22 protein-coding genes and 2 pseudogenes are annotated in these 26,165 nt (G+C 45.9%); 20 read left to right on the plus strand and 4 right to left on the minus strand.

Annotation, left to right across the window (positions count from 1 at the left end; translation table 11 throughout):
- Positions 1–15 precede the first annotated feature (15 nt).
- From DW769_RS08580 to DW769_RS16415, 7 genes are all read left to right on the plus strand, one after another.
- The gene (locus DW769_RS08580) at positions 16–2,271 is read left to right on the plus strand and encodes a beta-glucosidase (protein WP_118700806.1); all 2,256 of its coding nucleotides are present in this window, start codon (positions 16–18) and stop codon (positions 2,269–2,271) included.
- A 213-nt stretch (positions 2,272–2,484) separates the two neighbouring features.
- Complete coding sequence (locus DW769_RS08585) at positions 2,485–5,295, plus strand: alpha-L-rhamnosidase (protein WP_055267552.1); 2,811 nt, start codon at positions 2,485–2,487, stop codon at positions 5,293–5,295.
- A 14-nt stretch (positions 5,296–5,309) separates the two neighbouring features.
- Complete coding sequence (locus DW769_RS08590) at positions 5,310–6,662, plus strand: MFS transporter (RefSeq protein WP_055267537.1); 1,353 nt, start codon at positions 5,310–5,312, stop codon at positions 6,660–6,662.
- A 266-nt stretch (positions 6,663–6,928) separates the two neighbouring features.
- Positions 6,929–7,285: a family 78 glycoside hydrolase catalytic domain gene (locus DW769_RS08595; protein ID WP_010782296.1), complete on the plus strand. Its 357-nt coding sequence runs from the start codon at positions 6,929–6,931 to the stop codon at positions 7,283–7,285.
- Positions 7,282–8,376 carry an alpha/beta hydrolase gene (locus DW769_RS08600; RefSeq protein WP_055267539.1) on the plus strand — a complete coding sequence of 365 codons (1,095 nt, stop codon included), beginning with the start codon at positions 7,282–7,284 and terminating at the stop codon, positions 8,374–8,376. Before DW769_RS08595 ends, DW769_RS08600 begins: the two co-directional genes overlap by 4 nt.
- A gap of 888 nt (positions 8,377–9,264) precedes the next feature.
- Positions 9,265–10,095: an alpha/beta hydrolase gene (locus DW769_RS08610; protein ID WP_147326096.1), complete on the plus strand. Its 831-nt coding sequence runs from the start codon at positions 9,265–9,267 to the stop codon at positions 10,093–10,095.
- Positions 10,096–10,177: 82 nt separating this feature from the next.
- Positions 10,178–10,492: a hypothetical protein gene (locus DW769_RS16415; protein WP_010782299.1), complete on the plus strand. Its 315-nt coding sequence runs from the start codon at positions 10,178–10,180 to the stop codon at positions 10,490–10,492.
- A 2-nt stretch (positions 10,493–10,494) separates the two neighbouring features.
- Here the strand turns inward: DW769_RS16415 and DW769_RS08615 are convergent, their stop codons facing one another.
- Positions 10,495–10,812: a hypothetical protein gene (locus tag DW769_RS08615; RefSeq protein WP_010782300.1), complete on the minus strand. Its 318-nt coding sequence runs from the start codon at positions 10,810–10,812 to the stop codon at positions 10,495–10,497.
- A gap of 3 nt (positions 10,813–10,815) precedes the next feature.
- On the minus strand, positions 10,816–11,733 hold the full coding sequence (locus tag DW769_RS08620; protein ID WP_118750255.1) for a ParM/StbA family protein: 918 nt from the start codon (positions 11,731–11,733) through the stop codon (positions 10,816–10,818).
- A gap of 220 nt (positions 11,734–11,953) precedes the next feature.
- On the opposite strand from DW769_RS08620, the gene DW769_RS08625 reads away from it, so the two are divergent.
- From DW769_RS08625 to DW769_RS08645, 5 genes are all read left to right on the plus strand, one after another.
- Entirely contained in the window at positions 11,954–12,628 is a 675-nt protein-coding gene (locus tag DW769_RS08625) for a response regulator transcription factor (protein WP_014080778.1), read from the plus strand.
- On the plus strand, positions 12,616–13,794 hold the full coding sequence (locus DW769_RS08630) for a sensor histidine kinase (RefSeq protein ID WP_118750256.1): 1,179 nt from the start codon (positions 12,616–12,618) through the stop codon (positions 13,792–13,794). The genes DW769_RS08625 and DW769_RS08630 overlap by 13 nt, the downstream gene beginning before the upstream one ends.
- Before the next feature lie 116 nt (positions 13,795–13,910).
- Positions 13,911–14,981 (plus strand): ABC transporter permease subunit, encoded by a 1,071-nt coding sequence (locus DW769_RS08635; protein ID WP_117509306.1) that lies wholly within the window; start codon positions 13,911–13,913, stop codon positions 14,979–14,981.
- Positions 14,978–15,634 (plus strand): transporter, encoded by a 657-nt coding sequence (locus DW769_RS08640; RefSeq protein WP_243038177.1) that lies wholly within the window; start codon positions 14,978–14,980, stop codon positions 15,632–15,634. Before DW769_RS08635 ends, DW769_RS08640 begins: the two co-directional genes overlap by 4 nt.
- Before the next feature lie 3 nt (positions 15,635–15,637).
- Positions 15,638–16,510, plus strand: coding sequence for an ATP-binding cassette domain-containing protein (locus DW769_RS08645; RefSeq protein ID WP_117509305.1), 873 nt, complete (start codon positions 15,638–15,640; stop codon positions 16,508–16,510).
- 37 nt (positions 16,511–16,547) lie between these two features.
- Here the strand turns inward: DW769_RS08645 and DW769_RS08650 are convergent.
- Positions 16,548–18,794: pseudogene (locus tag DW769_RS08650) on the minus strand (tetratricopeptide repeat protein).
- A gap of 251 nt (positions 18,795–19,045) precedes the next feature.
- Here DW769_RS08650 and DW769_RS17050 point away from each other — a divergent pair.
- Entirely contained in the window at positions 19,046–19,180 is a 135-nt protein-coding gene (locus DW769_RS17050; protein WP_199669434.1) for a hypothetical protein, read from the plus strand.
- 47 nt (positions 19,181–19,227) lie between these two features.
- On the opposite strand, the gene DW769_RS08655 is transcribed toward DW769_RS17050, so the two are convergent.
- On the minus strand, positions 19,228–19,836 hold the full coding sequence (locus DW769_RS08655; RefSeq protein WP_118750257.1) for a GNAT family acetyltransferase: 609 nt from the start codon (positions 19,834–19,836) through the stop codon (positions 19,228–19,230).
- A 194-nt stretch (positions 19,837–20,030) separates the two neighbouring features.
- Here DW769_RS08655 and DW769_RS08660 point away from each other — a divergent pair, with 194 nt between their 5' ends.
- The 7 genes and pseudogenes from DW769_RS08660 to DW769_RS08690 form a co-directional block, all read left to right on the plus strand.
- The gene (locus DW769_RS08660) at positions 20,031–21,404 is read left to right on the plus strand and encodes a ParB/RepB/Spo0J family partition protein (protein ID WP_330425670.1); all 1,374 of its coding nucleotides are present in this window, start codon (positions 20,031–20,033) and stop codon (positions 21,402–21,404) included.
- Positions 21,405–21,713: 309 nt separating this feature from the next.
- Positions 21,714–22,070 (plus strand): DUF7768 domain-containing protein, encoded by a 357-nt coding sequence (locus DW769_RS08665; protein ID WP_009901612.1) that lies wholly within the window; start codon positions 21,714–21,716, stop codon positions 22,068–22,070.
- Positions 22,057–23,142 carry a DNA cytosine methyltransferase gene (locus DW769_RS08670; protein ID WP_117861102.1) on the plus strand — a complete coding sequence of 362 codons (1,086 nt, stop codon included), beginning with the start codon at positions 22,057–22,059 and terminating at the stop codon, positions 23,140–23,142. Before DW769_RS08665 ends, DW769_RS08670 begins: the two co-directional genes overlap by 14 nt.
- A 4-nt stretch (positions 23,143–23,146) precedes the next feature.
- Positions 23,147–23,860, plus strand: a complete 714-nt coding sequence (locus DW769_RS08675) for an antirestriction protein ArdA (protein ID WP_117482861.1) — start codon at positions 23,147–23,149, stop codon at positions 23,858–23,860.
- A 14-nt stretch (positions 23,861–23,874) separates the two neighbouring features.
- Positions 23,875–24,924, plus strand: coding sequence for a hypothetical protein (locus tag DW769_RS08680; protein ID WP_117482860.1), 1,050 nt, complete (start codon positions 23,875–23,877; stop codon positions 24,922–24,924).
- Between the two features lie 91 nt (positions 24,925–25,015).
- Positions 25,016–25,486, plus strand: coding sequence for a PcfB family protein (locus DW769_RS08685; protein WP_025543433.1), 471 nt, complete (start codon positions 25,016–25,018; stop codon positions 25,484–25,486).
- Positions 25,483–26,127: pseudogene (locus DW769_RS08690) on the plus strand (type IV secretory system conjugative DNA transfer family protein); the annotation flags it as partial. The gene DW769_RS08685 and the pseudogene DW769_RS08690, both read left to right, overlap by 4 nt.
- Positions 26,128–26,165 lie beyond the last annotated feature (38 nt).

Consider the following 26,165-nt stretch of genomic DNA (forward strand, 5'->3'; position numbering starts at 1 on the left):
AGGAGGACTTTTGCGATGGACAGAATAAAGGAACTGATTTCAAAAATGACGCTGGAAGAGAAGGCAAGTCTCTGCTCGGGCGCTGATAACTGGCATACGAAAGAAATCAAACGACTGAACATTCCGTCAGTTATGATGGTGGACGGCCCTCACGGACTGAGAAAGCAGGAAGGGGAAACGGATCATCTGGGATTGAATGAAAGTGTGAAGGCCGTTTGTTTCCCGGCAGCCTGTGCAACAGCCTCCAGCTTTGATGTTGACCTGATGGAACGGATGGGAGAGACGCTGGGAGCGGAGTGTCAGGCCGAGAATGTAAGCATACTGCTTGGCCCGGCGGTGAATATTAAAAGGAGCCCGTTATGTGGGCGGAACTTTGAGTATCTGTCGGAGGATCCATATCTGGCAGGTAGGATGGCATCGGCATATATCCGCGGAGTACAGAGTCAGGGCGTGGGGACAAGCATTAAGCACTTCGCACTGAATAACCAGGAAACACTCCGTATGACGATATCTTCCGAAGTGTCAGAACGTGCGCTCAGGGAAATCTACCTGCCTGCGTTTGAGGAAGCGGTGAAAGAATCAGCTCCAAGAACCGTCATGTGTAGCTACAACAAAATAAATGGAGAATATGCTTCGGAAAACAGATATCTTCTGACAGATATCCTGAGAAAAGAATGGGGATACAAAGGCTGCGTCGTCAGTGACTGGGGCGCTGTAAATAACCGTGTGAAAGGACTGCAGGCCGGACTGGATCTGGAGATGCCTTATTCCGGAGGATACAATGACAGACAGATTGTGAAAGCAGTACAGGAGGGAAGACTGGACGAAGCTGTGCTGGATGAAGCGGTGGAGCGGGTATTGAATGTTGTGTTTGCCGGTGAAGAGCAGCATCGTCCGGAAGATATATCTGATAAGGAAACAGATCATAAAAAAGCAGCTGATATTGAGACGGAATGTGCGGTCCTGCTGGAAAATAACGGTATACTTCCGCTGAATACAGACAGAAAGGTTGCCTATATAGGGGAATTTGCCGAAAAGCCGCGGTATCAGGGCGGCGGCTCCAGCCATATCAATCCGTTCAGGGTTGTTTCGGCATTGGATGCTGCCGGAGAAAAAGGGCGTAGCGTGACTTATGCAAAAGGATTTTCTAACGAAAATGACTCGATGACGGAACAAGAGCTGGAAAAAGCGCTTCGGACTGCTGCAGAAGCAGACGTCGCGGTAATCTTTGCCGGGCTGCCTGAGATATTTGAGTCGGAAGGGTATGACAGAACATCCATGAAGCTGCCAAAATGCCAGGACCGGCTGATCGAAGAAGTGTTGAAAGTACAGCCTAATGTTGTAGTGGTACTCCACAATGGAAGTCCGGTAGAACTGCCATGGGCAGACCGGGTAAGCGCGATCCTTGAAATGTATCTAGGAGGTCAGGGCGTTGGCGAAGCCTGCGACCGGCTGTTATTCGGGGAAGCAAATCCGTCCGGCAGGCTGGCAGAGACATTCCCGTACCGGCTGGAAGATAATCCGAGCTTCCTTCATTTTCCGGGAAATGGAAAGCGGGTGTTATATGGCGAGGATATCTTTGTCGGATACCGTTATTATGATACAAAGAAGGTTCCGGTGCGGTATGCATTCGGACATGGGCTGTCTTACACGGAATTTACTTATGGGGACCTGACTTTGTCATCGGCTCAAATGACGGATGAGGATATACTGACAGTCTCTCTCAAGGTGAAAAATTCAGGAAAGACAGAAGGAAAAGAAGTCGTACAGTTGTACGTGGCTGACCTGTGCGGCATATCGGAGAGACCGGTCAAGGAATTGAAAGGATTTGCCAAAGTTCATCTCCTGCCGGGAGAGGAGAAAACGGTGTCGATGGAAATTTCGGCGAGGAATCTATCCTATTATGAAGAACGTCTTGGGGACTGGTATGCGCCATCCGGAACATATCGGATCCTGATCGGCCATGCTTCTGATGACATCCGCTTACATGCTGATGTTGTGTTTGAAACAAAGAAAAAATTGCCCCTTCGCGTAGATTTCACAACAACGTTCGGAGAATTATTGGATCATACGAAAACCGCTCCCGTTATTACGGAACTGCTGGCGCCTTTGGCAGCAGCGGCCGCATCAGCAGAAGGGATGAGTGACGAATACAAGAAGCTGGGAGAGCAAGTTATCCGGGAAATGCCGCTGAAATCTCTGCTGGGGCAGATGCCGGGAGAGCAGGTGGAACAGCTGATCGGGCAGCTGAATTGTTTACTTGCACAATAGGATAATTGAGGATGAGGTAGCGGTAAATGGTATTCGTAATATGGCAGAAGAGATTGTGTTGAAAGAATTGATTTACAGGTAAACAAAGAGCTGAAATCTTAAGCTTGGTAGGTAAAATGATGAAATTCCGTAAATGATTTTATGAGGCAAATCCATTATACTCGAATTACAGTGTACACAATGAAAAAAGGAAGGAGCTTGGAAAACGGCAATATGAATCAGATTTACGCAGCAAAAACAAATCATATCACGAATCCGGTGGGATTTTTACTGAATCCGGTGGTTTTTTCGTGGAAGGTCAGAGAATGCAGGGGAAAGAACCAGAGATGTGCCAGAATCCTTGTGGCAAAGGATGAAACCTTCGCGGATGTTCTTTGGGACACCGGGGAGGCAAAGCTCGACAGTCTGGCTGTAAAAGCGGAGATGAATCTGGAGCCTTGTACCAGATATTACTGGAAGGTAATCGTTACTACGGACGCAGACGAAGTGCTGGAGTCCGACGTACAGTTCTTTGAGACGGCAAAGAGGGACGAGCCGTGGGTGGGAAAATGGATTACCTGCGACAGCAGGATGGAACGCCATCCCATTTTCTCAAAGCGAATCATTCCCCGTGGAAAGGTAAAAAAAGCCCGTCTCTATCTCTGCGGACTGGGGCTTTATGAGGCATATTTTACGGATGGAGAGAAAACCGAAACAGATATTTTAAAATCCGCGAAAATTGGGGAAGAATATCTGACCCCGTACTGCAATAACTACAATCAGTGGTTACAGTATCAGACGTATGATGTGACCGCGCAGATGCAGCGCGAAGGTGTGTTGTCCGTTCTTTTGGGGAATGGGTGGTACAAAGGGAGGTTCGGGCTCAATCAGACAGAACAGAAAGGATTTTACGGCGACGAGTGGAAACTGCTGGTAGAGGTGCATCTGGAATATGAGGATGGCACACAAGAGATAATCGGCACGGATGACACATGGGAAGTGACAAGGAGCAATCTGTTTTTTTCCAATATATATGACGGGGAGAAACGGGATGATACCTTGGAACCTGTCGAACCTGTCAGCGCGCAGCTTGCGGAGGCGCCGCAGGGGCGACTGACGGAGCGGCTGTCCCTTCCGGTGACTGTGCATGAACAGTTTACACCGAAGGAACTGATTCACACCCCGAAGGATGAATGGGTGTTTGACTTAGGGCAGGAGATTACCGGGATTTTCAAACTTCATGTCCATGAGCCGAAAGGAAAAGAAATCAGAATCCAGACAGGCGAAATCCTGCAGGACGGATGTTTTTATAACGAAAACTTAAGAACCGCTTTGTCGGAATATGTGTATATCTCTGACGGGGAAGAAAAAGACATTGTTCCGCATTTTACATTTTACGGATACCGGTATGTAAAAATCAGCGGGGTAACCAATGTCTCCTGTGAAGATTTTACGGGAATGGCACTCTACAGTGATTACGAAGGTACCGGTAGTATACAGACAGGAAATGAACTGGTAAATCAGTTGATTTCCAATGTGGAATGGGGCATGAAGGATAATTTCTTAGATGTGCCGACAGACTGTCCGCAGAGAGATGAGCGCATGGGATGGACAGGCGACACACAGGTGTTTTCGGGTACGGCATGTTATCTGGCGGATACCTATGCATTTTACAGAAAATATCTGTACGATTTGTATAAGGAACAGCTGATTGCCGGAGGGATGGTTCCGGAGGTGGTGCCGACCTTCGGTCCGTCGAAATGTTCCTGTGCATGGGGCGATGCGGCCTGTATCGTTCCGTGGAATGTCTATCTGTTCAGCGGGGATGCTGCCATATTGGAACAGCAGTTTGACAGTATGAAGGCTTGGGTGGACTATATCCGTAAGGTGGACGGAGAGCACCACGGATGGAGACATTCCTTCCATTACGGAGACTGGCTGGCGCTTGACCGGGTGGGAGCCGCGGCGGGAAATGTATACGGAGCGACCGATGAAGGCTATATTGCGGATATTTATTATGCGGCAAGCGCGGAGCTTACAGCGAAGGCAGCGGCGGTTCTCGGGCGAAAGGAAGAGGAAAAACAATATCGGGAAATCGCCGAAAAACAATGGCGTGTGGTAAAAGAAGAATATTTTACCCCGACCGGAAGATGCGCGGAAAAGACACAGACGGGTCTTCTGCTGGCTCTGAAATATCATTTGTCAGAGGACGAAGAGCTGACCAGAGAGATGTTAAAGAAACTTTTCCGCGAGAGCAGAAACAAATTGAATACCGGATTTGTGGGAACCTCTCTTTTGTGCAATGTGTTGACCGATAACGGAATGACGGATACCGCCTACCGCCTGCTTTTGAACGAGGAGTATCCGGGGTGGCTGCACGAAGTGAAACTGGGAGCCACCACAGTCTGGGAACGATGGAATTCACTGGATGAAGACGGTAAGATATCCAGTACCGGAATGAACAGTCTCAACCATTATTCTTACGGGGCGATTCTGGAATGGATGTTCCGCCATGTGGGAGGAATCCATCTTTTGGAAGAATCTCCGGGAGGAAGAAGGATTGCAATTTGTCCGAATGTCCATTATGATTTGAGAAGGGCAGAGGCAGTGTATGATTCGGCCGTCGGACAGTATGCATGCAGCTGGGAAATTATGGAGGATAACAGGATTAGAATCAAAATTACGATTCCGTTTGGCGGAGAAGGCGAGGTGCGATTGCCGCATGCTCCGGAGATTCTGTTTGAAGATAAGACAAATCCACTATTCGCAACAGTGGTGAACGGTATTTGTTATATCACTGCAGGAAACTATGAAGTCGTATATGAGGCAACTGAGAAGTTAAAGAAAATATACAGCGTGGAGTCAAAGCTGGAAGATTTGCTGAACCATCCGCAGATACGGGCATTTTTGTCGACGATGACCGAGGTGGATATGATACCGGATGCGGTCTATGGACTGTCGTTTCGACAGGTGGCGGAGATGTTTTCCGGACCGATGGATGAAGGGCAGACAGAGATGTTGAATACAGCATTATCACAATATTAACGAGGAGAGAACAAATGAGTGAGAAGAGTAAAAAACAAAAGGTTAGTATCGTGGAAAAAATGGGCTTATTTATGGTATGTGCGGGAAATATTCCACTGATGGGATTATTGTCAGGATTCTTTATGATTTACTATACGAATGTGGTTGGTCTGGAACCGGCAGCACTGGCGACCCTGTTTTTAATATCCAAGGTGGTGGATGGAATCAGCGACCCGATTATGGGATATTTTCTGGACAAATTTCCGGTAACAAAAATGGGAAAATTTCGCCCTATGATTATTCTGGGAACAATCATCTGTGTTATAAATTATATTTTACTGTGGTTTGGCGCAGTCTGGATTCCGGTCGGAAAATATGTGATTGTGTATGTGACGTATCTGCTGCTGGGCTGGACGTTTGATATTATGGATATCTCCAAGAACAGTTTGCTCCCGGTCATGAGCGCGGATGACAAGGAGAGAAACAGTTTGTCACTTTTCAACGCGTTGGGAACAATGATAGGTAGCGCGGTACTGGCTGTGGCAGCACCGATTCTTGTGGCGGAAGGAACGTTACAGAACTATTACGTGTTAATTTTCGGTTCCATGGCCATGGTGTTGGTTTTATCTATTGCAGGGGCTCTTTGTGTAAAGGAAAGAGTAGCTTTTGAAGGAAAAAAAGAAGAAAGTTATACATTCAGGGAATTGTTACAGTTTTTGCGGTATAAACCTGTCTGGGCACTGTTTTTAGTGGCACTGGTAGTCGGGGTGGGCAGTAATATAGCAGGAGGAGCCGGCGCTTATTTTTACACATATATATTGGGTGATATGACGCTTATGTCAGGGGTGTCACTTGTTTCAATGATAACTGCTCTGGTGGGAATTTTCCTTGGACCAATTCTGGCAAACCGGTTTGGAAAGAAACAGATTTTTGTAATGGCAATCGTCGTATCCATCCTGTTTTCCGCACTGCGTTTGATTGATGTGAGATCTATGCTTTTGATCTATATTAGTACAGTGGCAGGAGGTGTGGCAGGCGGATGTATAGCACCGCTGACAACCAGTATACAGGCAGATAATACTACTTACGTGCAGTATAAAACCGGAAAACGTGCAGAAGCGGCGATCGCATCGCTTACATCTTTTATTACAAAAGTGGCGCAGGGACTCGGAGGAGCGATTCCGGGGTATGTATTGGCAGCTACAGGTTTTGTTACCGGCTCGGTTGCCCAGCCGGAGAGTATCAATACAGGAATTATCCTCTGCGTACTGATACTTCCGACTATCCTGACTGCCGCAGGGGCGATTCTTTTTGGTACACAGTATACGTTGGATAAAAAAGCAGTAGAGGAAATGCACACGGCAATCGCAGCGCGCAGCAATAAGTAACATATTGAAGGAGAATGCGATGGAACTGTCAAGATTAAAAGTAAACAACCACAGCGACGGATAACACCGGTGATACCGCCACCGCCACATCCTCCTTTGAAACAGGTTTTATGAAAAGGGAGTGGAGTGCGCAGTGTTGTTTGAAACGAGAATTGAGTATGAAGACGGCACATTTGAGACAGTTCTCTCTGACGATAAGTTGAAAGTTGCCGATGGTACAGTATGGTGAACCTGTGCGGCCGGTGAAAGAAGTGGAGGCGGTCGGTATGGAGGTAAGCCCAAAGGGAGAGACCATTATCGATTTCGGTCAGAATCTGGCAGGTGTACTGCGGGTAAAGGTGGATTTGCCCGCAGGAACAAAGTTGATACTAGATCACTTTGAGACCAAGGATTCTCAGGGGAATTATTTTAATAATATAGCTGGTGCTGACATGACAGGTCATACACAGACGGATGTATATATATCTAACGGGAAACCCGCAGAGTACAGACCGCATTTTACATATCATGGTTTCCGCTATGTGAGAGTGATATGTGATGCTCCGGTAAAGCCGGAAGATTTTACGGCAGTGGCGCACGCAGGACAATTTTGGGCAAGAGATAAGGAGGAAAAGAACATATGAAAATTCTGGCAATGATAATGCTCGTGCTGCTCATTTTAGCAGTCGGCTTTGTGGGGTATGTTTATAAGAAAAATGCGATGTTTCTGCCGGCACTGTTTGGCATCGGCGGTTTTCCGAATATAAAAAAGAAAGATTATTATCAGGCAGACGGAACATTCCGGAAAGCGGAAAAAGATGATAAAATGGCATTTTTTATGCAGCATCCGGTGTTTGGCGGCTATAAGCATATGTTTTTTAATGTTGAGGATAACGTGTTAAAAGCGATTGCCCCGGCAAAATATGCAGATTTTCTAAAAGCGCAGGGCAGAAGTGATCAGATGGAAAATGCACTGGAGGCTTTTAATTACCTGACCCGGCTTGTGGAAAGTGGAGAGGCGCAGTTGATTTCCGATATTAACTCGAAAGAAATGATAGAACAGAATCCATATCAGTCTCATTTGACCGGAATGTTTTACAAAGGAAAGCAAGGAAAACCGTTGGCGGTGGTCGTTCCCGGAGGTGGATTTATCAGTAATGTGACGGACTGCGAGGGATATCCCGTGGCAATGAAATTACACAAGTTGGGGTACTCCGTATTGGTAATCAGTTACCCGATTGGCAAACAGCTGGGAGAAACGGAACATGAAAAACAGGGGCAGGCAGCGGTCAGGGAGCTGGTGCAGGTAATCCGTTATCTGAAGGAGCATGAGCAGGAACTGTCTGTGGATATGGATGACTATGCGATATTCGGTTTCTCGGCAGGCGGCATGATGACTACGGCATATTCCTTCGCAAATTACGAGGACTGCTGTCACAAAGTAAAACTGCCGAGACCGAAAGTGATTTTCCCGATGTATGGTCTGGACTGGAATGTGAAAGCGCTTGAGCAGGATAAGGGACTGGCGGTATTTTCCATCGCAGGGCGCGAGGATGAATACGGATTCGGAAATGTAGAGAAGAGACTTCCGCAATTGAAATCCGTGTTGGGTGAGGACAATGTGTCTGTACGGATTTACGATAATCTCGGACATGGATTTGGTATTGGTTCCAATACCATAGTACCTCATTGGTTTGAAGAGGCAGTGGAATTCTGGGAGGCACATCGGAAATAATTTTTTCAAGAACAGGAAGAGTGAATTTTGAGAGGTCAAGTGTTTTATAAAATTATAAAACATCTGACCTTTTTTAAAGATGTTGGGGTCAAAAGCCCCCAACTATGATGCCTACGGATTGTTCCGTGCTTTGCACTCCCACAATCCTCCCAATTATTCGCAGAGTAGTCTCGGAAACTCAATAAATAATTGATATAATTCAGAGAGTATTCCAGCAAATCAGTAATACAGTGGTTTGCGAGCGGAGGAGATGATGTTTAGAAGAGCTGCAGTAAAAAAAGACATGGTAAGCAGCCATCTTGAATGAGAGCTGAAACAAACGCTATTGGGGAAAGAGTCCGCTTATATGTTGGATAGTTATCCATGGCAGAATCAAGGCACATATTTGATATGTGCAGGTCGGGCATGTGTTTTTCAAATTCATGGAAAGCTACCAGAAAACTGACAGAATCATGTCTTTTGGCACTGGTAAACCGCAAAAGGAGTGGAATATCAACGTGTAGTGAATGGCGCACAATTCACGAGAAATGACAATAGTTTTTTGGAAATTTGCTGAAAAAATTTAAAATCCCTCTCTGAAAATGGGAGGAAACGAAAAAAGTAACAAGTACAAAAAGAGCGGAGATTCGGGTTTTATGGAGTTTCCGAGACCGTTCTGAAATAGATAAGGAGGAAAAAAACATGGGTAAGTACAAAGGGCTGTTCTGGCCGGCAATCTTAGGCGTCAAGCATATGCCGAAGGTAAAGGAATCGGAGTTTTACAATGTCGCGGGAGGGTTCCGCAGGGCTACGATCAATGACAAGATTGCGTTCTTCCTGCAGCATCCCGTATGGGAGGGCAGGCCGGAGCTTTTTATGAAGACCGGGTCGCCAAAGGAAATATATGCCATGTCAGGCATGAGCGTCCATGGTTTGTGCAATCTTATCGGGCAGCCCGCACAGGCGCAGAGCATCGTGGATGGTTTCAACTATGTCGTGGAGCAGAAAGGGCTGAAAAAGGTGCATTTCATCAGCGGGCTTTATGCGGAGGATGAGGTAAGGCGTGATCCCGACAAGGGAAAGGTACAGGGGATCCTGTTCCAGGGGGAGCCAGGGAAGCCCGTGGCTGTGCTGATTGCGGGCGGCGGGTTTGACGGCGTAGCCTCTTATTTGGAGAGCATCCCGGCAGCCATGGAGCTGCACAGGAGGGGATACAGTGCGTTTGTGCTGGTCTACCGTGTGAATGTGGAGCTGCATGAAACCGAACCGCAGGCCAAGGGCGGGGAGGCATCCAAGGATGTGCTGCCGGCGGTAAGGTATCTGATAGGGCATCAGGCAGAGTACGGCTATACGATGGACGGCTTTGGTATGTTCGGGTTCTCCGCTGGAGGCCTGATGACGACAGCCTACGCATTTTCTGATTATAAGGACTGCTGCCATAAACATAATCTGCCAAGGCCCGCCGCCATCTTCCCCATCTATGGCCTGCACTGGGAGCTTAAGGTTCACGAGGAGGACAAGGGGCTTGCTATATTTTCCAGGGTCGGGCGGGATGACCCTACCGGTTTTGCGGCCGTGGAGAAGATCATCCCGGACATCAGGAAAGCGCTGGGGCAGGAAAATGTCGATATCGTCATGTATGATAAGCTGGGTCATGGCTTTGGCCTGGGGATAGATACTGCGGCAGAGGGCTGGCTGCGGGATGCAGTCGCATTCTGGGAGGAGCATCGGAAATGTTGATTTGCTCTTCACGGATTTCAACTGTTGTTTGTGCCGCGGTGCGGCATGTCCGAAAGCGTGGGAGAACAGGAGAAATGACAGTATGGGACAGGTAAAAAACAATGATTCTTTTTTGGGCAAGGCTGAAAAATTAAAGCCTGTGCTGAAGCACAGGATGCTCCGGCCGGTGGGCGTTGTGTCCTTTGAGCGGAAAAAGGCGGACAGCGGGGCGGATTTCTGGAATACGGTGGGAATTGAGCGGTTGGGGATCCTCTCCGTTATGTTATCGGACGAGCCTCTCGCATATCGTGGGATTGTCATCCCACTTTTAGGCTCATATTGGGGCGGGTCCCAAGGCCTTTCATCCACTTATGAGCAAGCTCATGTGGATTTAGACCTTTTGACCTTGGCATCATGACATTACCTGATTTGGGGCTCCCTTTGCGCCATGCCTGCAGTCAGTCCGGAAAGAAAAAGTGGCAATGCCTGTTTCAGACTGTTTTCCACTGCATCTACAATCTGTTTCACAAAAAGTTCTTCCCGTTCTCTTGTTTCCAGATAAGGATCAGCCCGTGTGCGGTAGTAGCGGTCAAAATAATCTACCAGTGCAAGAGAGATTACCTGACTGTAAGATTTAAAATCCTGCCTGTCCATTGTCTGTAAATATTCCCAGGCTCTCCGCTGCTGTTCTTTGTCCAGATTAAAACGCAGGTTTGTGTTGCGGATATTGTTCTGCATGGTTTATCCCCTCCTTTTCAGGCTCATATAAGCAAGAGATTCATAACCTTTGGCGGTGGCACAGATGTCATCAATGATAGTGACTCGTGATTTGTCATAAGTTCCGAAGTTACGGATCAGACATCCACCGCCGCCAACTACATACAGGCGCATTAGGTCAGGATTGTATTCATATTTGCGGAGTGTGGAAAAAAGTTCTGCCACATACTGTCTGGCAATAGAACTGATACAATCCAGATATGGTGCTGAAATGTCAGCTGTTCCAAACCGCAGAATCTGTTCTACTGTGGATTCTTCAATCTTCACTCCAAACTTGTCCAGAACAGCGTTCTTTGCAGCAATCATGCATTGGTTTACACCAAGTTTTTCTGTCCAGCATCGGCTTTCCTGAGCTTTCTTATTGTTGACATACAGAATGTTCATGGTTCCGTTTCCGATATCTGCAAGGAGATTGGTTCCCTTGAAATTTCCTAGTTGGTTTATGATAGCCGGATATCCCTGTGGGTAAAGGCTACATCCCACAAAGTGGAGATGATATTCTTTGCCGTTGAAACGATAATGGACTTCTGGATTCTGGAGCAGATAGGAACGAAAAGCTTCTCTTTGATTTCTGATCCATGTCAGAGGAAGTCCGGCAGCCAGATGAACATCTGCTTCACGGATGGAAAAGACATTCAGTTCCCTTGCAATAGCCATTAGCGTCAGAAGATAATATTCTTCGTCCATAGCTTTATCCGGGATAAATTCTTTGTGTCCTTCGCCAATCCGGTAGTAAATGCCGTTATATTCCAGAATATTCCCGGTGAAGATTGGTTCGGTTTCATAGGCTTTGATGCCGGTTGGTGTGACGATGTTTGCTGTTTTCATATTGCCGTAGCCATGATCTACAGCAATGATTTTTGTGTTTCTGAGTTCTCGCATAAAAAATACCTCCGTTTTCGTATTGATTGATTCAGCAGGTCGTACCGGTGTGGTACTGCTCTGCTGTGAGATAAGCATACGAAGATCGGAGGAAAAAGGCATTGAGGGGAAATTGAGCAGGAATTGAGAAAAAAGATATATTGTGCTTACGTTCTTCATGTACTCTTGTTGTGATTTCATTGTTTTTTATCGTATAATATGGATACTGGAGGTGGTTTGGATGAAATACAAGATTTTAGTTGTCGATGATGATAAAGAATTGGTGAAAATGCTTTGTAGTTATTTTAATATGAAACAATATGAAACCATTACGGCTACAGATGGAATGGAAGCATTAAATAAAATAAAAATGAAACCGGATATTATTTTGTTGGATATCAATATGCCACGCATGGATGGGATTGAAGTATGTCGTCTGATACGCAGTAAAGTGTTATGTCCAATTTTATTTCTAACAGCAAGAGTTGACGAAGATGATAAAATTAATGGGTTGCTTTCAGGTGGGGATGATTATATTACGAAACCATTTAGTCTTCGGGAGTTGGAAGCGAGGATTGTTACAAACATAAAGAGAGAAGAAAGGCATCAACAAAAAACGGAATACCGTTTCATGGATGAAATGCTGATTGATTATTCTGAAAAAATAGTAGCTATAGCTGGACACAGGATGGAGTTCACAAAAATTGAATATCAGATTATTGAATTCTTATCCATGCATCCAGGGCAGGTGTTTGATAAAGAACGTATATATGCACAAGTCTGTGGATATGATGCGGAAGGGGACAGTAGAACGATAACGGAATTAGTACGGCGTATAAGGAAAAAAATAGCGGATTATTCAGAAAAAGAATACATAGAAACTGTATGGGGGATTGGATACCGATGGAAAAAATAAGAAACTTGTCACTGAAAAAAACAATTCTGCTTTATTTTGTGATCAGCTTAACGGCAGCATTTCTGTTATCTGGATTTACAGTTCATTTTGCAAGAAATATGCAGAATAAAATATGGGAAAAATATATTGATTATGCAGATTATACGGACGTGTTTCAGCAATATGGAAAGAAATACGAGATTGAGATATCAAGACCTAATCAATCACAGATGAATCGTTTGGACCATCATCTTTCGGAAATGTGTGACTTTATGGGAACATATTCGGTACTGATTTTTTCGATTGTTGGGAGTGTTGTTGCGGTATTCTTTTTTTATAAAAATAAGTTAAAGACACCTCTACAGGAACTAAAAGATGCCTCACAAATGATTGCAGATAATGAACTGGATTTTCATGTGTCCTATGAAAATAAAGATGAGATGGGAACTTTGTGTAAAGAATTTGAAAGGATGCGAAGTGATTTATCAGATAACAACAGAAAGATGTGGCGAATGATTGATGACGAGAAGGCTTTGCGGAATGCAATTGCACATGATATACGTTCTCCACTTTCCATATTGCGTGGGTATCAGGAAATGCTCTTAGAGTTTGTTTCTGCTGAGAGTATAAAAACAGAGGATGTTATTGATATCTTACAAACAGGCATGTATCAGATTGACCGTATAGAGCATTTCACGGAAAACATGAGAAAAATGTCCCATTTAGAACAGAGGGAACTGCAATGCTCAGAGATAGAATTATCGGAACTGGCAAAAAAGATTGAGGCAGAAGCTGCCATGCTGTCCAAGAAGGAAAGTAAATTATGTAAGGTAGAAAGAGTGCAGGAACAAAACATTGTGAAAGTGGATGAGGAACTTGTCATGGAAGTGACAGACAACTTACTGGAAAATGCGGTTCGATATGCACAAAAAAGTATTGCTTTGCAGATAAAGAAAAAGGATGGTTTTCTTATAATTTCTGTTGAAGATGATGGAATAGGATTTGTGGATACTGAGGAAAAAGTAACAGAACCATTTTATCATAAGAATCCACAAGATGATTTAAAGCATTTTGGCCTTGGTATGTATATTTCTCGTATTTTCTGTGAAAAGCATGGAGGAAATTTGAAAATATATAATGCCAGACAAGGCGGTGCTCATGTAGAAGCTCTTTTCAAAGCTGAATAAAAATACTTTATAAGGCTGAAATCACAAATAAAGTGGTTTTAGTCTTTTTTGTTGTGAATTTATTGAGAATTGATTTGTATGATGTTGTTAAAGAAATAAAGAAAGGAAGAGATACAATGAAAACAATCATAAAAAGAAGTATACTTGATTATTTAAAGAACCCTGTTTTGTGGATTGGCTTGATTATTATAGTTGCCAGTATGTATCAATGTCTGTCACCGTATTTGCAAATTCATTATATCAAACAGAATGAACAGGTCACACAAAATGATGTAGAATTGGAAGATGCCGATGTCATGGATGGGTACATTCCCACATCTGATGATAAAGAAAGAAGAAGGGAGTGGGAAGATACGATCAAAGAGACGTTAATGGACACCTCCCAAAATGGTTTTGGATTTAGCAGGCAGGAAGCGGATCATGTAATGAAAGAAATTCAGAATATGGATGTAAAGACTGCTTCTGAGTTTTTGGAATCCCAATATGGCTATTATAATGCAATATATGCTTATGAGGACCTTGAAATTCATAAGGGGACAGCAGAAGAAATCAATCATTATATCGAGCGGAAATTATCCGAACATTCTTTTTCCTGGTACTTTGCCAAAAAGTTCACGGATTTTGCAGGATTGCATATGGCCTTTTTTGCAACAGTCTTGCTATCATTTTTATTTATTCAGGATACACGAAAAAGTACCTATGAATTATTACATACAAAGCCTGTTACGGCAATCCAATATATATGTGGGAAAGTAATAAGCGGATTCATTAGTATGCTGGGAGTATTAGTGATTTTGAATGTTATATTCTTTATGCTGTGTTTGAAAACGTCTTTAGAATCGGGATTTCCGGTAACACCAATTGATTTTTGCGTGAATTCTCTGATCTATATTGTGCCGAATCTTTTGATGATATGTTGTGTCTATACAATTACAGCATTAATATTTAAAAATCCGCTTCCGGCAGCACCAGTTTTGTTTTTACACATTATATATTCAAATATGCTGACCGAGAAGAATGATATTTATTATATGAGACCGTTCTCTATTATGGTGCGATTTCCTGGCAGGTTTTTTGAAACACATGCAGCCAAAATGTCAAATATAAATCAGATTATGCTTGTGATCGCATCTGTTATATTAGTATGTATTTCTGTTACAATCTGGAAAAGGAGGAGGGTTCATTGAAAACGGAACTCAAAAACTGCCTGTCGTTATATAAGATTTTTTATTCATGTGCCTTTATACTGATATTGTGTGTTATTCATCCGATTATATACTATGAAGAAATCGGTTCAGCAATTCAGTCTCCAATAGCATTTTTAACAATTATTTTTTGTAGTGACACATATTTGATGGAAGTAAAAAGTAAGCGTGCCGATGTATTTCATTTGTATGACCCAAAAAAGCAGTTAAAAGTAATATCGCAGAGAGTGAGCGTTCAAATATTATATTTATTAATACTTTCTTGTGTTGGATATGTTTTGTTTTTCTGGCAAAAACCGGGCAGTGTAAACGAAGGCATTTCGGGTATTCAGATATTTCTTTTATATTTCATTGCAATGTTTGGAACTATCTGGTTTTGGAGTATATGCTCTGTGATTTTGTGTACATTGCTTCGAAATATGTGGGCAGGTATTGGATGTTTATTTGGAATTGTCATTGGACTTATATCAAAAGCGGGAAGTTCATTTTTCGGAAATCTGGGATTGTTTTCTTTCAGCTTTTGTGAACCTACTCAATTAATGTCCGAGAGTTGGATTTATGGAACGCTTGTGTCTTTTATAGCGGGGCTGTTTTTATTTGCAGTATTACCAATTACTTTAAAGAAAAGAGGATAGATTATGAGTATTAGAATAAATGATTTAACAGTTAGATTTAAAAATGGTGTAGTTGCAGTAAATAAGGCATCTCTTGAAATACCTAAGGGAATTTACGGACTTTTGGGTGAGAATGGTGCTGGAAAAACCACTTTGATGAGGGTTCTTACAACTGTTTTAAAACAAACGGAAGGAATGGTTTCCCTTGATGGAATTCTGTATAACGAGGGAAATTATGAGAAAATACAGAAAAAGATTGGTTATCTTCCACAGGAAATCGACTTATATCCGAATCTTACGGTGAAAGAATGTCTTGTATATATGGGGGGACTGTCAGGAGTATCCAGAAATGACCTCGAACAAAGAATTACCTATTATCTGGAAAAGACTTCTCTTACAGAGCATCAGAATAAAAAAATGCGGCAATTATCTGGTGGTATGAAGAGACGTGTCGGACTCATACAGGCACTTCTTAATAATCCGGATTTTTTGATTATTGATGAACCTACCACTGGGTTAGATCCGGAAGAAAGGATTAGGATCCGCAATCTTCTGGTTGATTTTTCAAAGGATAGAACTGTGCTGTTTTCCACTCATGTAGTAGAAGATTTAGCAGCAACCTGTACACAGCTTGCCATTATGAAAAAAGGAAGTTTTTTATATTCCGGAAGCGTGAGTGGGTTGCTGGAAAATGCAAAGGGTTGTGTTTGGAATTGTACGGTACAAAATGCAGAAGAAGCCCGTTTGTTAGAAGCCAATTATTCTATTTCATCTAAGCAGTATGTAGAAAATGGAATTCATATGAAAGTATTAAGCAAAGGAAAGCCAAATGAGAATTGCGCCCCGGATAATGATATCACTTTGGAAGATGCATATATTTATTTGACGAATAGTTGAATATAACGGCGGGCAAGTTGCCCGCCGTAAATTGTACTTATTTTGTTAAAAGACCGGATAGAGTTTTTCCAATGGAAAATCCAATCTGTGGATATAACTCCTGAATCTCCCGATATTTTGCTTCAATCATTTCAGGCTCATCAGCCCAGATCTTTTCATATATTTTGAAAGCTTTTTTAAAATGTGTTTTGGCGTGTGAAAGATTGGCGGTCATCAGATAAATGGTTCCAAGGGTTTCCTGTACTTTGGCATAATCCAGACATTCATCGGAATGGTATTCCTTGATGATGCCGGATAATTTTTGCAATTCGGAGATCCCTCTTTCGGGTTCCTGCTGTTCTGTCAGGAACATTGCATAATTGGCAATCTGAGGTATGCTGTCATTTATATGAAGCAGGTTAAATTGGTCAAGCAGTGAGATACTTTTTTCCATGTGTTCTCTTGCAAGATCGGGATGACCGTTCATGCGGTAAAGTCCACCGAGATTGGCATGAAGGTTGGAAACAAGACGAGCATTGTCAGCAGTAATATTTTCTATCTGGGCAAGTGCATCCTTTTCCAGTTTTATTGCTTTTTCAGGTTTGGTTTCAAGGGCTGCTTGAAAATCCAGTAATAACGCCCGGTCAGAGTTGGTGCCAATGCTTTTTGTCTTTAACAGCACCTTCAGTTCCTGAATGATTCCCTTCATACCTTTGTGATAGTTATAGTTATCCATCTATGGAAATGCATTTTCCAGAAAAAGCAGATACTTTGGCATATCATCTTTTTCAATCAATTCTATGATATTTCCGATTGTTTGAAATAGCTTTTTGTAATAATCTACTTCCATTCCATGCATTAAACATATGTGCTGTAAAGAATCCAGCAATGTGTGGCAACTACTTACAGATGGTTTTGTCTCTGAAAGAGTGATTTCCTGAATCATCGGATGCAGAGAGATAGTGCGACGTGTTGTTGTCTGAACGAAACCAGTCTCAATTAAATCGTTGATTTCATTTAGTGTGGACAGTTCCAGCCATTTGGCAAATATACGGGCAGAAATACCGGTGGAAGGAAGAAAGCACATATTACACATGATATCCTGCTGTTTAAGAGATAAAGTGTATAAAGAAAACAGCGTATGGATATGACTGTAATAGGTGGCTTTGCTGCTTTGTCCATCTTTGATTATTTTAATTTTATCTTCGTTATGGAAAGATGCTTTTTCCACCTGAAGTCTTGTTAATAACTGGTCTGGAGTCGAGATTCCGTTTTCCAGAAGTTTTGCTGCCAGTTCCACGGCAAGAGTATGAGAGTGAACAGTTTCGATGATCTTTTCAACTGTTGTCCGGTACGTGTCTGCCTCTGAATAAAATGCTGATGCCAGCTGGAGGAGAGCGTTCATGTCCTCTATTTCTTTTAATGGCAGAGTACAGTATTCATCCAGTTTGCTTCTGGTTGTAAACAAAATCTGGCAGCGATAGTTTAATACTACTGACAGAAAGCTGTCCTGTGTGGCAGTGACATTAAAATTATCTATGATAAGCAGAGTATCAGATTTCAGAGAACGCAGAAAACGGTTATGTCTTTGAAACCGTTCCTGTTCGCTGATTTCTGGTGGATCATCAATAAAATCCATGTCAGTAATATCCTGATGGAGATTGCCGGTATATTCTACATAAAGGATATTGGTGTAATGCTTTATGTATCGCTTTGCGTAGGCTTTGGCAAGTTCACTTTTTCCGATGCCGGCGATTCCGCAAAGAAAAACATGACGGTTTTCCTCAAGCATGGTATATAATTCTTCCAGTTCTTTATCTCTTCCGATAAAATGACGGCATGGTTTCGGAACCTCACTGTCCATAATATAATCCAGCACAATGGGGGACAGGGCACCTCCGGCAATTAATTTTTGATTTTTAGTATCACGTTTGATAAATTGTCGCTCCATGCCAAAAGAAACCAGCTTTGCAAGAAAAAGCAGACGTGAGCTGGCTGGTTTGTACAGAGAAGCCAGATTTTTCTTTTTGGCATCGGAGATGGTGTCATCTTGTATAAATAATGTGTATATATCCTGCATAGCCATATTGCAGTCAGACATCAATGGAAGCAGATTTTGGTGAATGGTTTCTGCCAGCTTTTTCTGATTACTGGGTTTGGAATAGTAAGCGGATATTTTAGGACTGATTTTAGCCTGACCGGTCATCCAGCGGCAAACCAGACCGTTGTCCATTGAAAAATCCTGATTTGCCGGATCATCCATAAAATCTTCAAATAATTCGTATAAAAAATCAGGCTGACTCATTTGATTATTTTCGCTGATATGATTTTTTAAGCAAGTGCTAATAGAAGAAAAATCGCATCGATTCAATAGAAATTCCCCTTTCGTAGTTAAGATTGAGTATATCTATCATATACACGAACGTATATTCGATTCAAGAAAATGCGGATATTTTTAAATTGATTGTGTCAATTTACAATCAATTTCTATTCAATGTGGTTTTTCGGCAGGTTCTGTAAAATAAGCTCAGATCAAAACAATGACGGGAGGAGCTTATGCAACAGAATATTGAATTTGAGCGGTGCATTGATTTTCTGGTACGGATGATTGATAAGTACGGCGAAGAAGTCCTCCGGGAGTTGGAGGAAGAAAAACAGAATAAGCAAGAAAAAGAAGCGGCAGTTTTCTGAAATACAAAATGTAAATCATACTGTCGCTTTTTTCGTGTATTTTTAAATCAAATAAATTTTAAAAGCTGATGCAGAGTGTGTGGCTCATTATTCTGGGAAGCGGTAATACGAGTATCAAATGGCTTGAAATGATTCTGTGTATAAAAGCTCAGAAGAAATTCATTATCTTCGCATTCAAGAAACTCCATAACGCCGCCTACGGAATATTTGAGACTGGATATGGTTTCCAGTGCAAATCCCAGTAGAATATTTCCAGGGATTCGTTTATTCTTTGGAAGAGAATAGTTCTTTCCCAACTGGGCAATCAGGTAAGCTGCGGTAGTATAGGATTGTGTTTCTTCATCCAAAATACTGATACGGGACAGCTTTTTTGCCATTGTCTTGCTGATATTTGAAGCACGGACAGAGATTGGTTTTACTGTAAGTGAAAAATAACCAACCAGTGAAGCATCTTCAGCATCAAATACCAGATAAGTGATAGATTGATCTTTTTTGGTAAACTCAATCGCATTATGTAATAAAAAGTATTCCACATCGGGATTTTTGGGACAAGAAAAATCGGAGAGTAAGTCGTAAAGACTTTCCTCTCCGATATATGTCGGTTCGTCTTTATACAAATATGCCCGAATATTAACGGTAAAATATTTATCAGACATGTTTTGCAACGGTGTACAAAGGGAACATAATAAAAAACTTAATAATGGACTGCCAATCTTACACAAAGTACCGCCCAAATGAGACTACGGGCGGTATTTTTGTATCATGGCGGAGAAAGGAGGAACTTCCCACGGGGGCTTGACTGAAAAGTTGAGCCCCTTTTTTCATGCCAAAAAACAGGAGGTAAATGCTTATGGCAGATGATAAAACCACAAAAACGCCGGAACAGCCGGTAACGGATACCGGACCGGGCAAAGAAACACCGCCTACTCCCCCAAAAGAGCCGGAGAAGGTTTCCGTTTCCCCGGAGCCGGAAAAAAAGACGGAACCGGAGGTAAAGAACCCGCAGGTTTCCGTCTATAACTTCGCTGAAATTATGAAGGAAAAGAAAGCCGAGGAACGGGCGGCAACTTCCAGCGGGGAAAAGCCTGACCCGACAAAAGCGGAGAAACCGGAAAAGCAGCCGGAGGCTCCGAAGAAAGCGGAGGAAAAACCCAAAGAGCCGGAACAGCCGAAGCGCCGGGGCCGTCCCCCGAAAGAAGATAAGGACAAGGCCGCAGCCCTGAAGCCCAAAGCTCCTGCACAGAAACCGGAAAAGGCGGTCAAAAAGGAACCGGAGAAAAAAACGGCTCCAACGGTACAGGCTGCTCCCGCTCCGAAGGAATCCGAAAAGCCGAAGGATGCACCACGCCGGGGCAAGGAGCAGATCGTCTATATCAAGCTGAACGAGCTCCACGCCTTCAAGAACCATCCTTTTGAAGTCCGAGACGATGAAGAAATGCGGGCTATGGTGTCCAGCGTTAAGGACAAGGGCGTGACCCAGCCCGCTATTGTCCGTCCCCGTGAGGATGGCGGCTATGAGATCGTGTCCGGCCACCGCCGCCAGAAAGCCAGCGAGCTTGCCGGATATGCGGATATGCCCTGTATCGTCCGAAACCTGACGGATGATGAAGCCATCACGCAGATGGTGGAGGACAATCTGAACCAGCGTGAAGAAATCCTCCCCAGTGAGCGGGCCAAAGCCTTGAAAATGCAGCTTGAAGCCATCAAGCACCAGGGCTCCCGCACTTCGGGCCAGATTGACCCGAAGGACGCAGGCAAACGCTCCAACGAAATTGTGGCCGAGCGCAATAAGATGGCGGTCAAGCAGGTGCAGCGGTATATCCGTCTCAATGAGCTGGTTCCCGACCTGATGAAGCTGATGGATGAAAAAAAGCTGGGCTTTACTACGGCGGTGGAGCTTTCCTATATCGGCAAGAAGAACCAGAACTATATCGCCGTCGCCATTGACAGCCAGCAGTCCTCGCCTTCACAGGCGCAGGCAAAGCGTATGCGTGAGTTGGACGAAAAGAAACTGCTCAACGGGGATGTGATCGACGGCATTATGATGGAGGACAAAAAGGAGGTAGACAAAGTGATTTTGACAGGTGCGGAACTGAGCAAGTATTTCGGCAAGGAAACTACGCCGAGGGAAATGAAGGACCAGATCATCAAGCTGCTGGACGACTGGAAGGGTCAGCAGAAGGAACATGAAAAGCCGGAGAAGAAAACCGAACAGGAAAAGTAAGCCGAAACTTCGGGTCAGCATGGCCCGAGGATTGCGGGGCTCTGCCCCGCGCCCCGAAGCTCTGGAGATATAAATTATTCCCCGTCGCCAGTTATTCCGTAGTATAGCCGGGAAAATCAGTCAAGGGCAGCGCCGCCGCAGGCGGTGCCAGAGGCACCCTTGACGGATTTCTCCCGGTTATGCTTTTTCCCGGTCAAGCGACGGGGATATAAATTCTCCAGAGCCGTTCCCCTTCCCGGGGGAAGGGGCGGAGGGGTTGGGCGATACCTTGCTTTTCCCTAAACCAAAACAGAAATGGAGGCTCAACCAATGAAACGACCTTTAGCATACCTGACCGCCGCATGGAGCGGCGAGCCGGATGTTGATATGGAGCTGGCGGCCCACTACTGCCGCCTTGCTTATGAGGCGGGCTTTTCCCCGATCTGCCCGCTCTTGTACCTGCCGCTGTTTTTGAATGACAGCGTTCCCGAGGAACATAAGGCCGGGATTGATATGCGCCGGGATATGCTGCGGCGCTCCCATACCCTGATCGTCTGTGGCAGCGTTGTGGACGAGGATGTAAAAAACGATATTGCGGTTGCCGGGCGGCTGGGCATTGCGGCGACCACACTGGAGGGGGTGCTTGCCGTGAAGGGACATGGTACCCCGGGCCATGCCGGACATTAAGCTGGGAAGCCTTTTCGACGGGATCGGCGTGTTCCCTCTGGCTGCTTCCCGGTGCGGTATCCGTCCGGTATGGGCCAGCGAGATTGAAAAAGCGCCCATCTCCATAACCAAAAGGCACTTTCCCGACATGGTGCATTTGGGGGATATTACGAAGGTGGACGGCGGGAAAATCCCACCTGTCCATATAATTACCTTCGGTTCCCCCTGTCAGAACCTTTCTCTGATCGGCAACCGCTCCGGCCTTGCCGGGGCAAAATCAAGCCTGTTCTATCAGGCGTTTCGTATCATACAGGAAATGAGGGATGCTACTGATAACCTATATCCAGCTATCGCTGTTTGGGAAAACGTCATGGGAGCGTTTTCTACAAATGACCGGATGGACTTTAGAGCCGTCCTATCCGCCTTCTCGGACACCGAAGTTCCAATGCCTCCTTCGGGAAGATGGGGAAACGCCGGAATGGTGCGAGGGGGAACGCCTGATGTGTGCTGGCGGCTCATGGACGCCCAGTATTGGGCAGGCACCCGAAGGCTGGCACGAAGGCAGCGGATTTTCGTCGTGGCGGATTTTGGAGGCAGACGTGCCGCAGACATACTATTTAAGCCCCGTCCAGTGCTCCCACTTTCTCCGCCTTGCGGAGAGGGCGGGCGGGCCGCCGCCGAAGGAGATCGAACAGCTTCTTTTGAAACAGGGCGGCAGATACCAGTCATCCACCCCTTTCAGTGCTTCCGTATGCGGGGAGCGGCAAAAAGGCAGGAAGAAACGGCCTTCCGAAACAGCTTCGGATTACCAACTGACCCTTTTCCCACTCTTTTAGCCAGTGATGTAACGCCCTTTGCCTTCTGGTATGAGGGCGACCCGGAGGGCGGCTGTATCCGTTTTCTGACGGAAACGGAAAGCGAACGGCTGATGGGGCTGCCGGAGGGCTGGACAAAGTACGGGGCGGACGGCGTGGAGATCCGGCCTCTGCAACGCTACAAGGCGCTGGGAAACGCGATTGCCCTCCCTTGTGCCGATTACATTATGGCCGGGATTTATGAGGTGCTGGCTGATCGGTCCGGAAAGGAGGAATGAGCCCATGTTTGAAGCCTATATAACCAATACAGCCCTATACCCCTTAATGGGGATTGAGGTAGGGACAACGGTACATTTCCCCATGACGACACAGGAGTTGCAGGCCGCCCTTGCCAAAATCGGGATAGACGGGAAACGGTACAGCGAAGTGTTCTTTACCAGCTTTGACAGTGATGTGCTGGGGCTCTACGATCATCTCTACGAATGTGAGAACATCGACGAGCTGAACGAGCTGGGCCACGCCCTGCTGGAAGTGCGGGATAAGGGCGGACTGGAAACCTTTGAAGCCGCTCTTGTCTTGGGAAACCACACAAGGAGCGTGAAGGATTTGATAAACCTGACGCAGAACCTTGACCTTTACCGCTTTTACCCGGATATTTCCGATGATGAAGGGCTGGGCCGTCTTTACGCCGACGAGCTTGGGACCATCGACATACCGGAGCACATTCAGAACTACTTCGATTATGAAGCATACGGACGGGATGTGCGTATCAACGAGGGCGGCGTATTCGCTCCCGGTGGGTATGTGTCGGCAGTCCCGGAGGGCTTCAAGGAGTATTACCACGGGCCGCAGGACATTCCGCCGGAACACCGGATATTTGCCTATCCTGAAAAGGCCGAGCCTGTCCACTCCATCCTCGCTACACTCAAACAGTTTCAAGAAGCCCCACCCGCTCCGAAAAAGGACAAGGCGGGGCCTTCCCATGAAGAACGGTAGGACTTCGGGCCAGCATGGCCCGAAGCATAAAGGAGGTGCATACCATCAACTATTACCCTATCAATGAAGGAGCCGCCCGCCGGGCAAAAGAAATGAACAGCTTTTCCGACTACAAGGAAGGGAGCGCAACGGCGGAATACCGGGCAATGGTGGACAAGGCCGCCGCCATAGCGGAAAAGCAGAAATCCCGGGTGGACCCCATGTACCATGAGAAGATCGACCATCTGTTAGACACCTACGCCCGCAAGCTGGCCGAAAACATGAACCAGGGCTTTGCCATTGACGCAAGGGTTCCCTCTGTGATGATCGCCGGACCTGCCAATTTCCCGGTGGGAAAGAAGGAAAAACAGAACCGGGCCCGGGACAGCAACATGGAGGAATGGCGGTATATTCAAGGGCTGCTGGATAAGATACGCAGTACCGGCATGGGCGGGATCAGCGCCGATGACCCAGCAGCGATTGAAAAGCTCCAGAAGAAGCTGGACGGGCTGGAACGCTCCCAGCTCATTATGAAGGAGGTCAACGCCTATTACCGCAAGCATGGCAAGCTGGATGGCTGTGCGCTGCTGTCGCCGGACCAGATCGAAAAGCTGAAAGCAAGCATGGCGGCAAGCTGGCGGAGCGACCCGAGGCCCTTTGAAAGCTACCAGCTTACCAACAACAATGCGGAGATTCGCCGGGTAAAGGCCCGTATCGAACAGCTTTCCAAACAGGCACAGCAGGAATTTTCCGGCTGGGAGTTCGATGGGGGTCGTGTGGAGATGAACCGGGAGGACAACCGCTTGCAGGTATTCTTTGATGGAAAGCCTGACGCGGACACCCGGGCCGAGCTGAAAAGCAGCGGCTTTCGTTGGGCTCCCAGCGTAGGCGCATGGCAGAGGCAGCTCACGGACAACGCCATCCGGGCGGCTGACCGACTGGAATGTATCAAGCCGCTGTCCGGCGAAAAGCCCTCCCAGCTTCAAAAGAAGCCCTCTATCTTGCAGACCATGCGGGAACAGGGCGAAAAAGTCCAGACGGAGCCGGAAAAGAAAGCTCCGTCCGGCAGGGATGCCGAGCGGTAAACCTCGGGCCACATTGGCCCGAGGATTTCTGTTCCCCGAGATTGTACGGGGGCCTCCCGGATAGCGGGAACCCCGACGGAAAGGAGGTTTTATGCAGGAAGAAGTAAACCAAAAAACGGTTGCCCTTTCGATCAGGACAACGAAGCTCACAGGAAAAGTGCTGGCTGCCGCTCTTGGCAAGGTGGTTCGGGCGCTGCAAAAGCACCACCAGAAGGCGCTGACCCCGCAGGGACGTCAGAGCGTGAAAAAGCTGATGAACCACTATGGCGGCAAAAGTGCCATGCCCTATGTGGGAGCTCCAAAGGATTTTGACCGGATCGCGAAGGAGTTCCATGTGGACTACGCTTTCCATAAAGTGAGCCCCGGTCATTACCTGCTGTTTTTCAAAGCCAATCAGGCGGACGCTATCACGGCGGCCTTCCAGAAGTACAGCGCAAAGGTGCTGAACAAAGAGCAGGACAAGGCTTCCATCCTCGGTCAGCTTCGGAAATTCACGGAGCAGATTAGGACGCAGGCAAAGGAAAAGCAGCGGACCAGAGAGGCGGTGAAGGACGGACGTTGAGTGACAAGATCAGAAAATATGTGCTCCCAAACCTGCCGTACCTCTTTGTGTTCTGGTTTTTCTCCAAAATCGGGACGGCCTACCGGATCGCCCCCGGCACAGACTTCGGGACAAAGCTCATGGGGATGCTCGATACCTTCCCCAAAGCCTTTGAAACCTACTGGCCGGGGCTTGGCGGTATTGACCTGCTGGTGGGCCTTGCCGGTGCGGCTGGGGTGTATCTGCTGATACAGTCAAAGATCAGGCAGGCGAAAAAATTCCGGCGGGATGCGGAATACGGCACCGCCCGCTTTGGAACAAAGGAGGATATAAAGCCGTTTGTAGACCCTAAATTTCAGAACAATGTCATTCTGACCGGGACGGAGTTCCTTACCATGAACACCCGTCCGAAGATACCTGCCAATGCCCGGAACCTAAACACCTGTGTCATCGGCTCGTCCGGCTCGGGAAAGACAAGGTTCTGGTTGACCCCGCAGCTCCTTCAAGCCCATTCCTCGTATGTGGTGGTAGACCCGAAGGGCGGCACCCTCGACCAGTGCGGGCGGTTTCTGCAACGGGAGAAATACAGGGTGCGGGTGTTCAACAGTATCGACTTTTCAAAATCCATGCACTACAATCCGCTGGCCTATGCGCGACACGAGGTCGCGTAATTAAACTGTTCGGCGCTGACCGAACCTGT

This window comes from Blautia sp. AM29-29 (assembly GCF_003480555.1).
Lineage (GTDB): Bacteria > Bacillota > Clostridia > Lachnospirales > Lachnospiraceae > Fusicatenibacter > Fusicatenibacter saccharivorans.

What these genes read in the sequence shown, in the direction of transcription:
- DW769_RS08580 (WP_118700806.1), top strand. Translation starts at nt 16, where the DNA reads ATGGACAGAATAAAGGAACTGATTTCAAAAATGACGCTGGAAGAGAAG.
- DW769_RS08585 (WP_055267552.1), top strand. Translation starts at nt 2,485, where the DNA reads ATGAATCAGATTTACGCAGCAAAAACAAATCATATCACGAATCCGGTG.
- DW769_RS08590 (WP_055267537.1), top strand. Translation starts at nt 5,310, where the DNA reads ATGAGTGAGAAGAGTAAAAAACAAAAGGTTAGTATCGTGGAAAAAATG.
- DW769_RS08595 (WP_010782296.1), top strand. Translation starts at nt 6,929, where the DNA reads ATGGAGGTAAGCCCAAAGGGAGAGACCATTATCGATTTCGGTCAGAAT.
- DW769_RS08600 (WP_055267539.1), top strand. Translation starts at nt 7,282, where the DNA reads ATGAAAATTCTGGCAATGATAATGCTCGTGCTGCTCATTTTAGCAGTC.
- DW769_RS08610 (WP_147326096.1), top strand. Translation starts at nt 9,265, where the DNA reads ATGTCAGGCATGAGCGTCCATGGTTTGTGCAATCTTATCGGGCAGCCC.
- DW769_RS16415 (WP_010782299.1), top strand. Translation starts at nt 10,178, where the DNA reads ATGGGACAGGTAAAAAACAATGATTCTTTTTTGGGCAAGGCTGAAAAA.
- DW769_RS08615 (WP_010782300.1), bottom strand. Translation starts at nt 10,812, where the DNA reads ATGCAGAACAATATCCGCAACACAAACCTGCGTTTTAATCTGGACAAA.
- DW769_RS08620 (WP_118750255.1), bottom strand. Translation starts at nt 11,733, where the DNA reads ATGCGAGAACTCAGAAACACAAAAATCATTGCTGTAGATCATGGCTAC.
- DW769_RS08625 (WP_014080778.1), top strand. Translation starts at nt 11,954, where the DNA reads ATGAAATACAAGATTTTAGTTGTCGATGATGATAAAGAATTGGTGAAA.
- DW769_RS08630 (WP_118750256.1), top strand. Translation starts at nt 12,616, where the DNA reads ATGGAAAAAATAAGAAACTTGTCACTGAAAAAAACAATTCTGCTTTAT.
- DW769_RS08635 (WP_117509306.1), top strand. Translation starts at nt 13,911, where the DNA reads ATGAAAACAATCATAAAAAGAAGTATACTTGATTATTTAAAGAACCCT.
- DW769_RS08645 (WP_117509305.1), top strand. Translation starts at nt 15,638, where the DNA reads ATGAGTATTAGAATAAATGATTTAACAGTTAGATTTAAAAATGGTGTA.
- DW769_RS17050 (WP_199669434.1), top strand. Translation starts at nt 19,046, where the DNA reads ATGCAACAGAATATTGAATTTGAGCGGTGCATTGATTTTCTGGTACGG.
- DW769_RS08655 (WP_118750257.1), bottom strand. Translation starts at nt 19,836, where the DNA reads ATGTCTGATAAATATTTTACCGTTAATATTCGGGCATATTTGTATAAA.
- DW769_RS08660 (WP_330425670.1), top strand. Translation starts at nt 20,031, where the DNA reads ATGGCAGATGATAAAACCACAAAAACGCCGGAACAGCCGGTAACGGAT.
- DW769_RS08665 (WP_009901612.1), top strand. Translation starts at nt 21,714, where the DNA reads ATGAAACGACCTTTAGCATACCTGACCGCCGCATGGAGCGGCGAGCCG.
- DW769_RS08670 (WP_117861102.1), top strand. Translation starts at nt 22,057, where the DNA reads ATGCCGGACATTAAGCTGGGAAGCCTTTTCGACGGGATCGGCGTGTTC.
- DW769_RS08675 (WP_117482861.1), top strand. Translation starts at nt 23,147, where the DNA reads ATGTTTGAAGCCTATATAACCAATACAGCCCTATACCCCTTAATGGGG.
- DW769_RS08680 (WP_117482860.1), top strand. Translation starts at nt 23,875, where the DNA reads ATGGCCCGAAGCATAAAGGAGGTGCATACCATCAACTATTACCCTATC.
- DW769_RS08685 (WP_025543433.1), top strand. Translation starts at nt 25,016, where the DNA reads ATGCAGGAAGAAGTAAACCAAAAAACGGTTGCCCTTTCGATCAGGACA.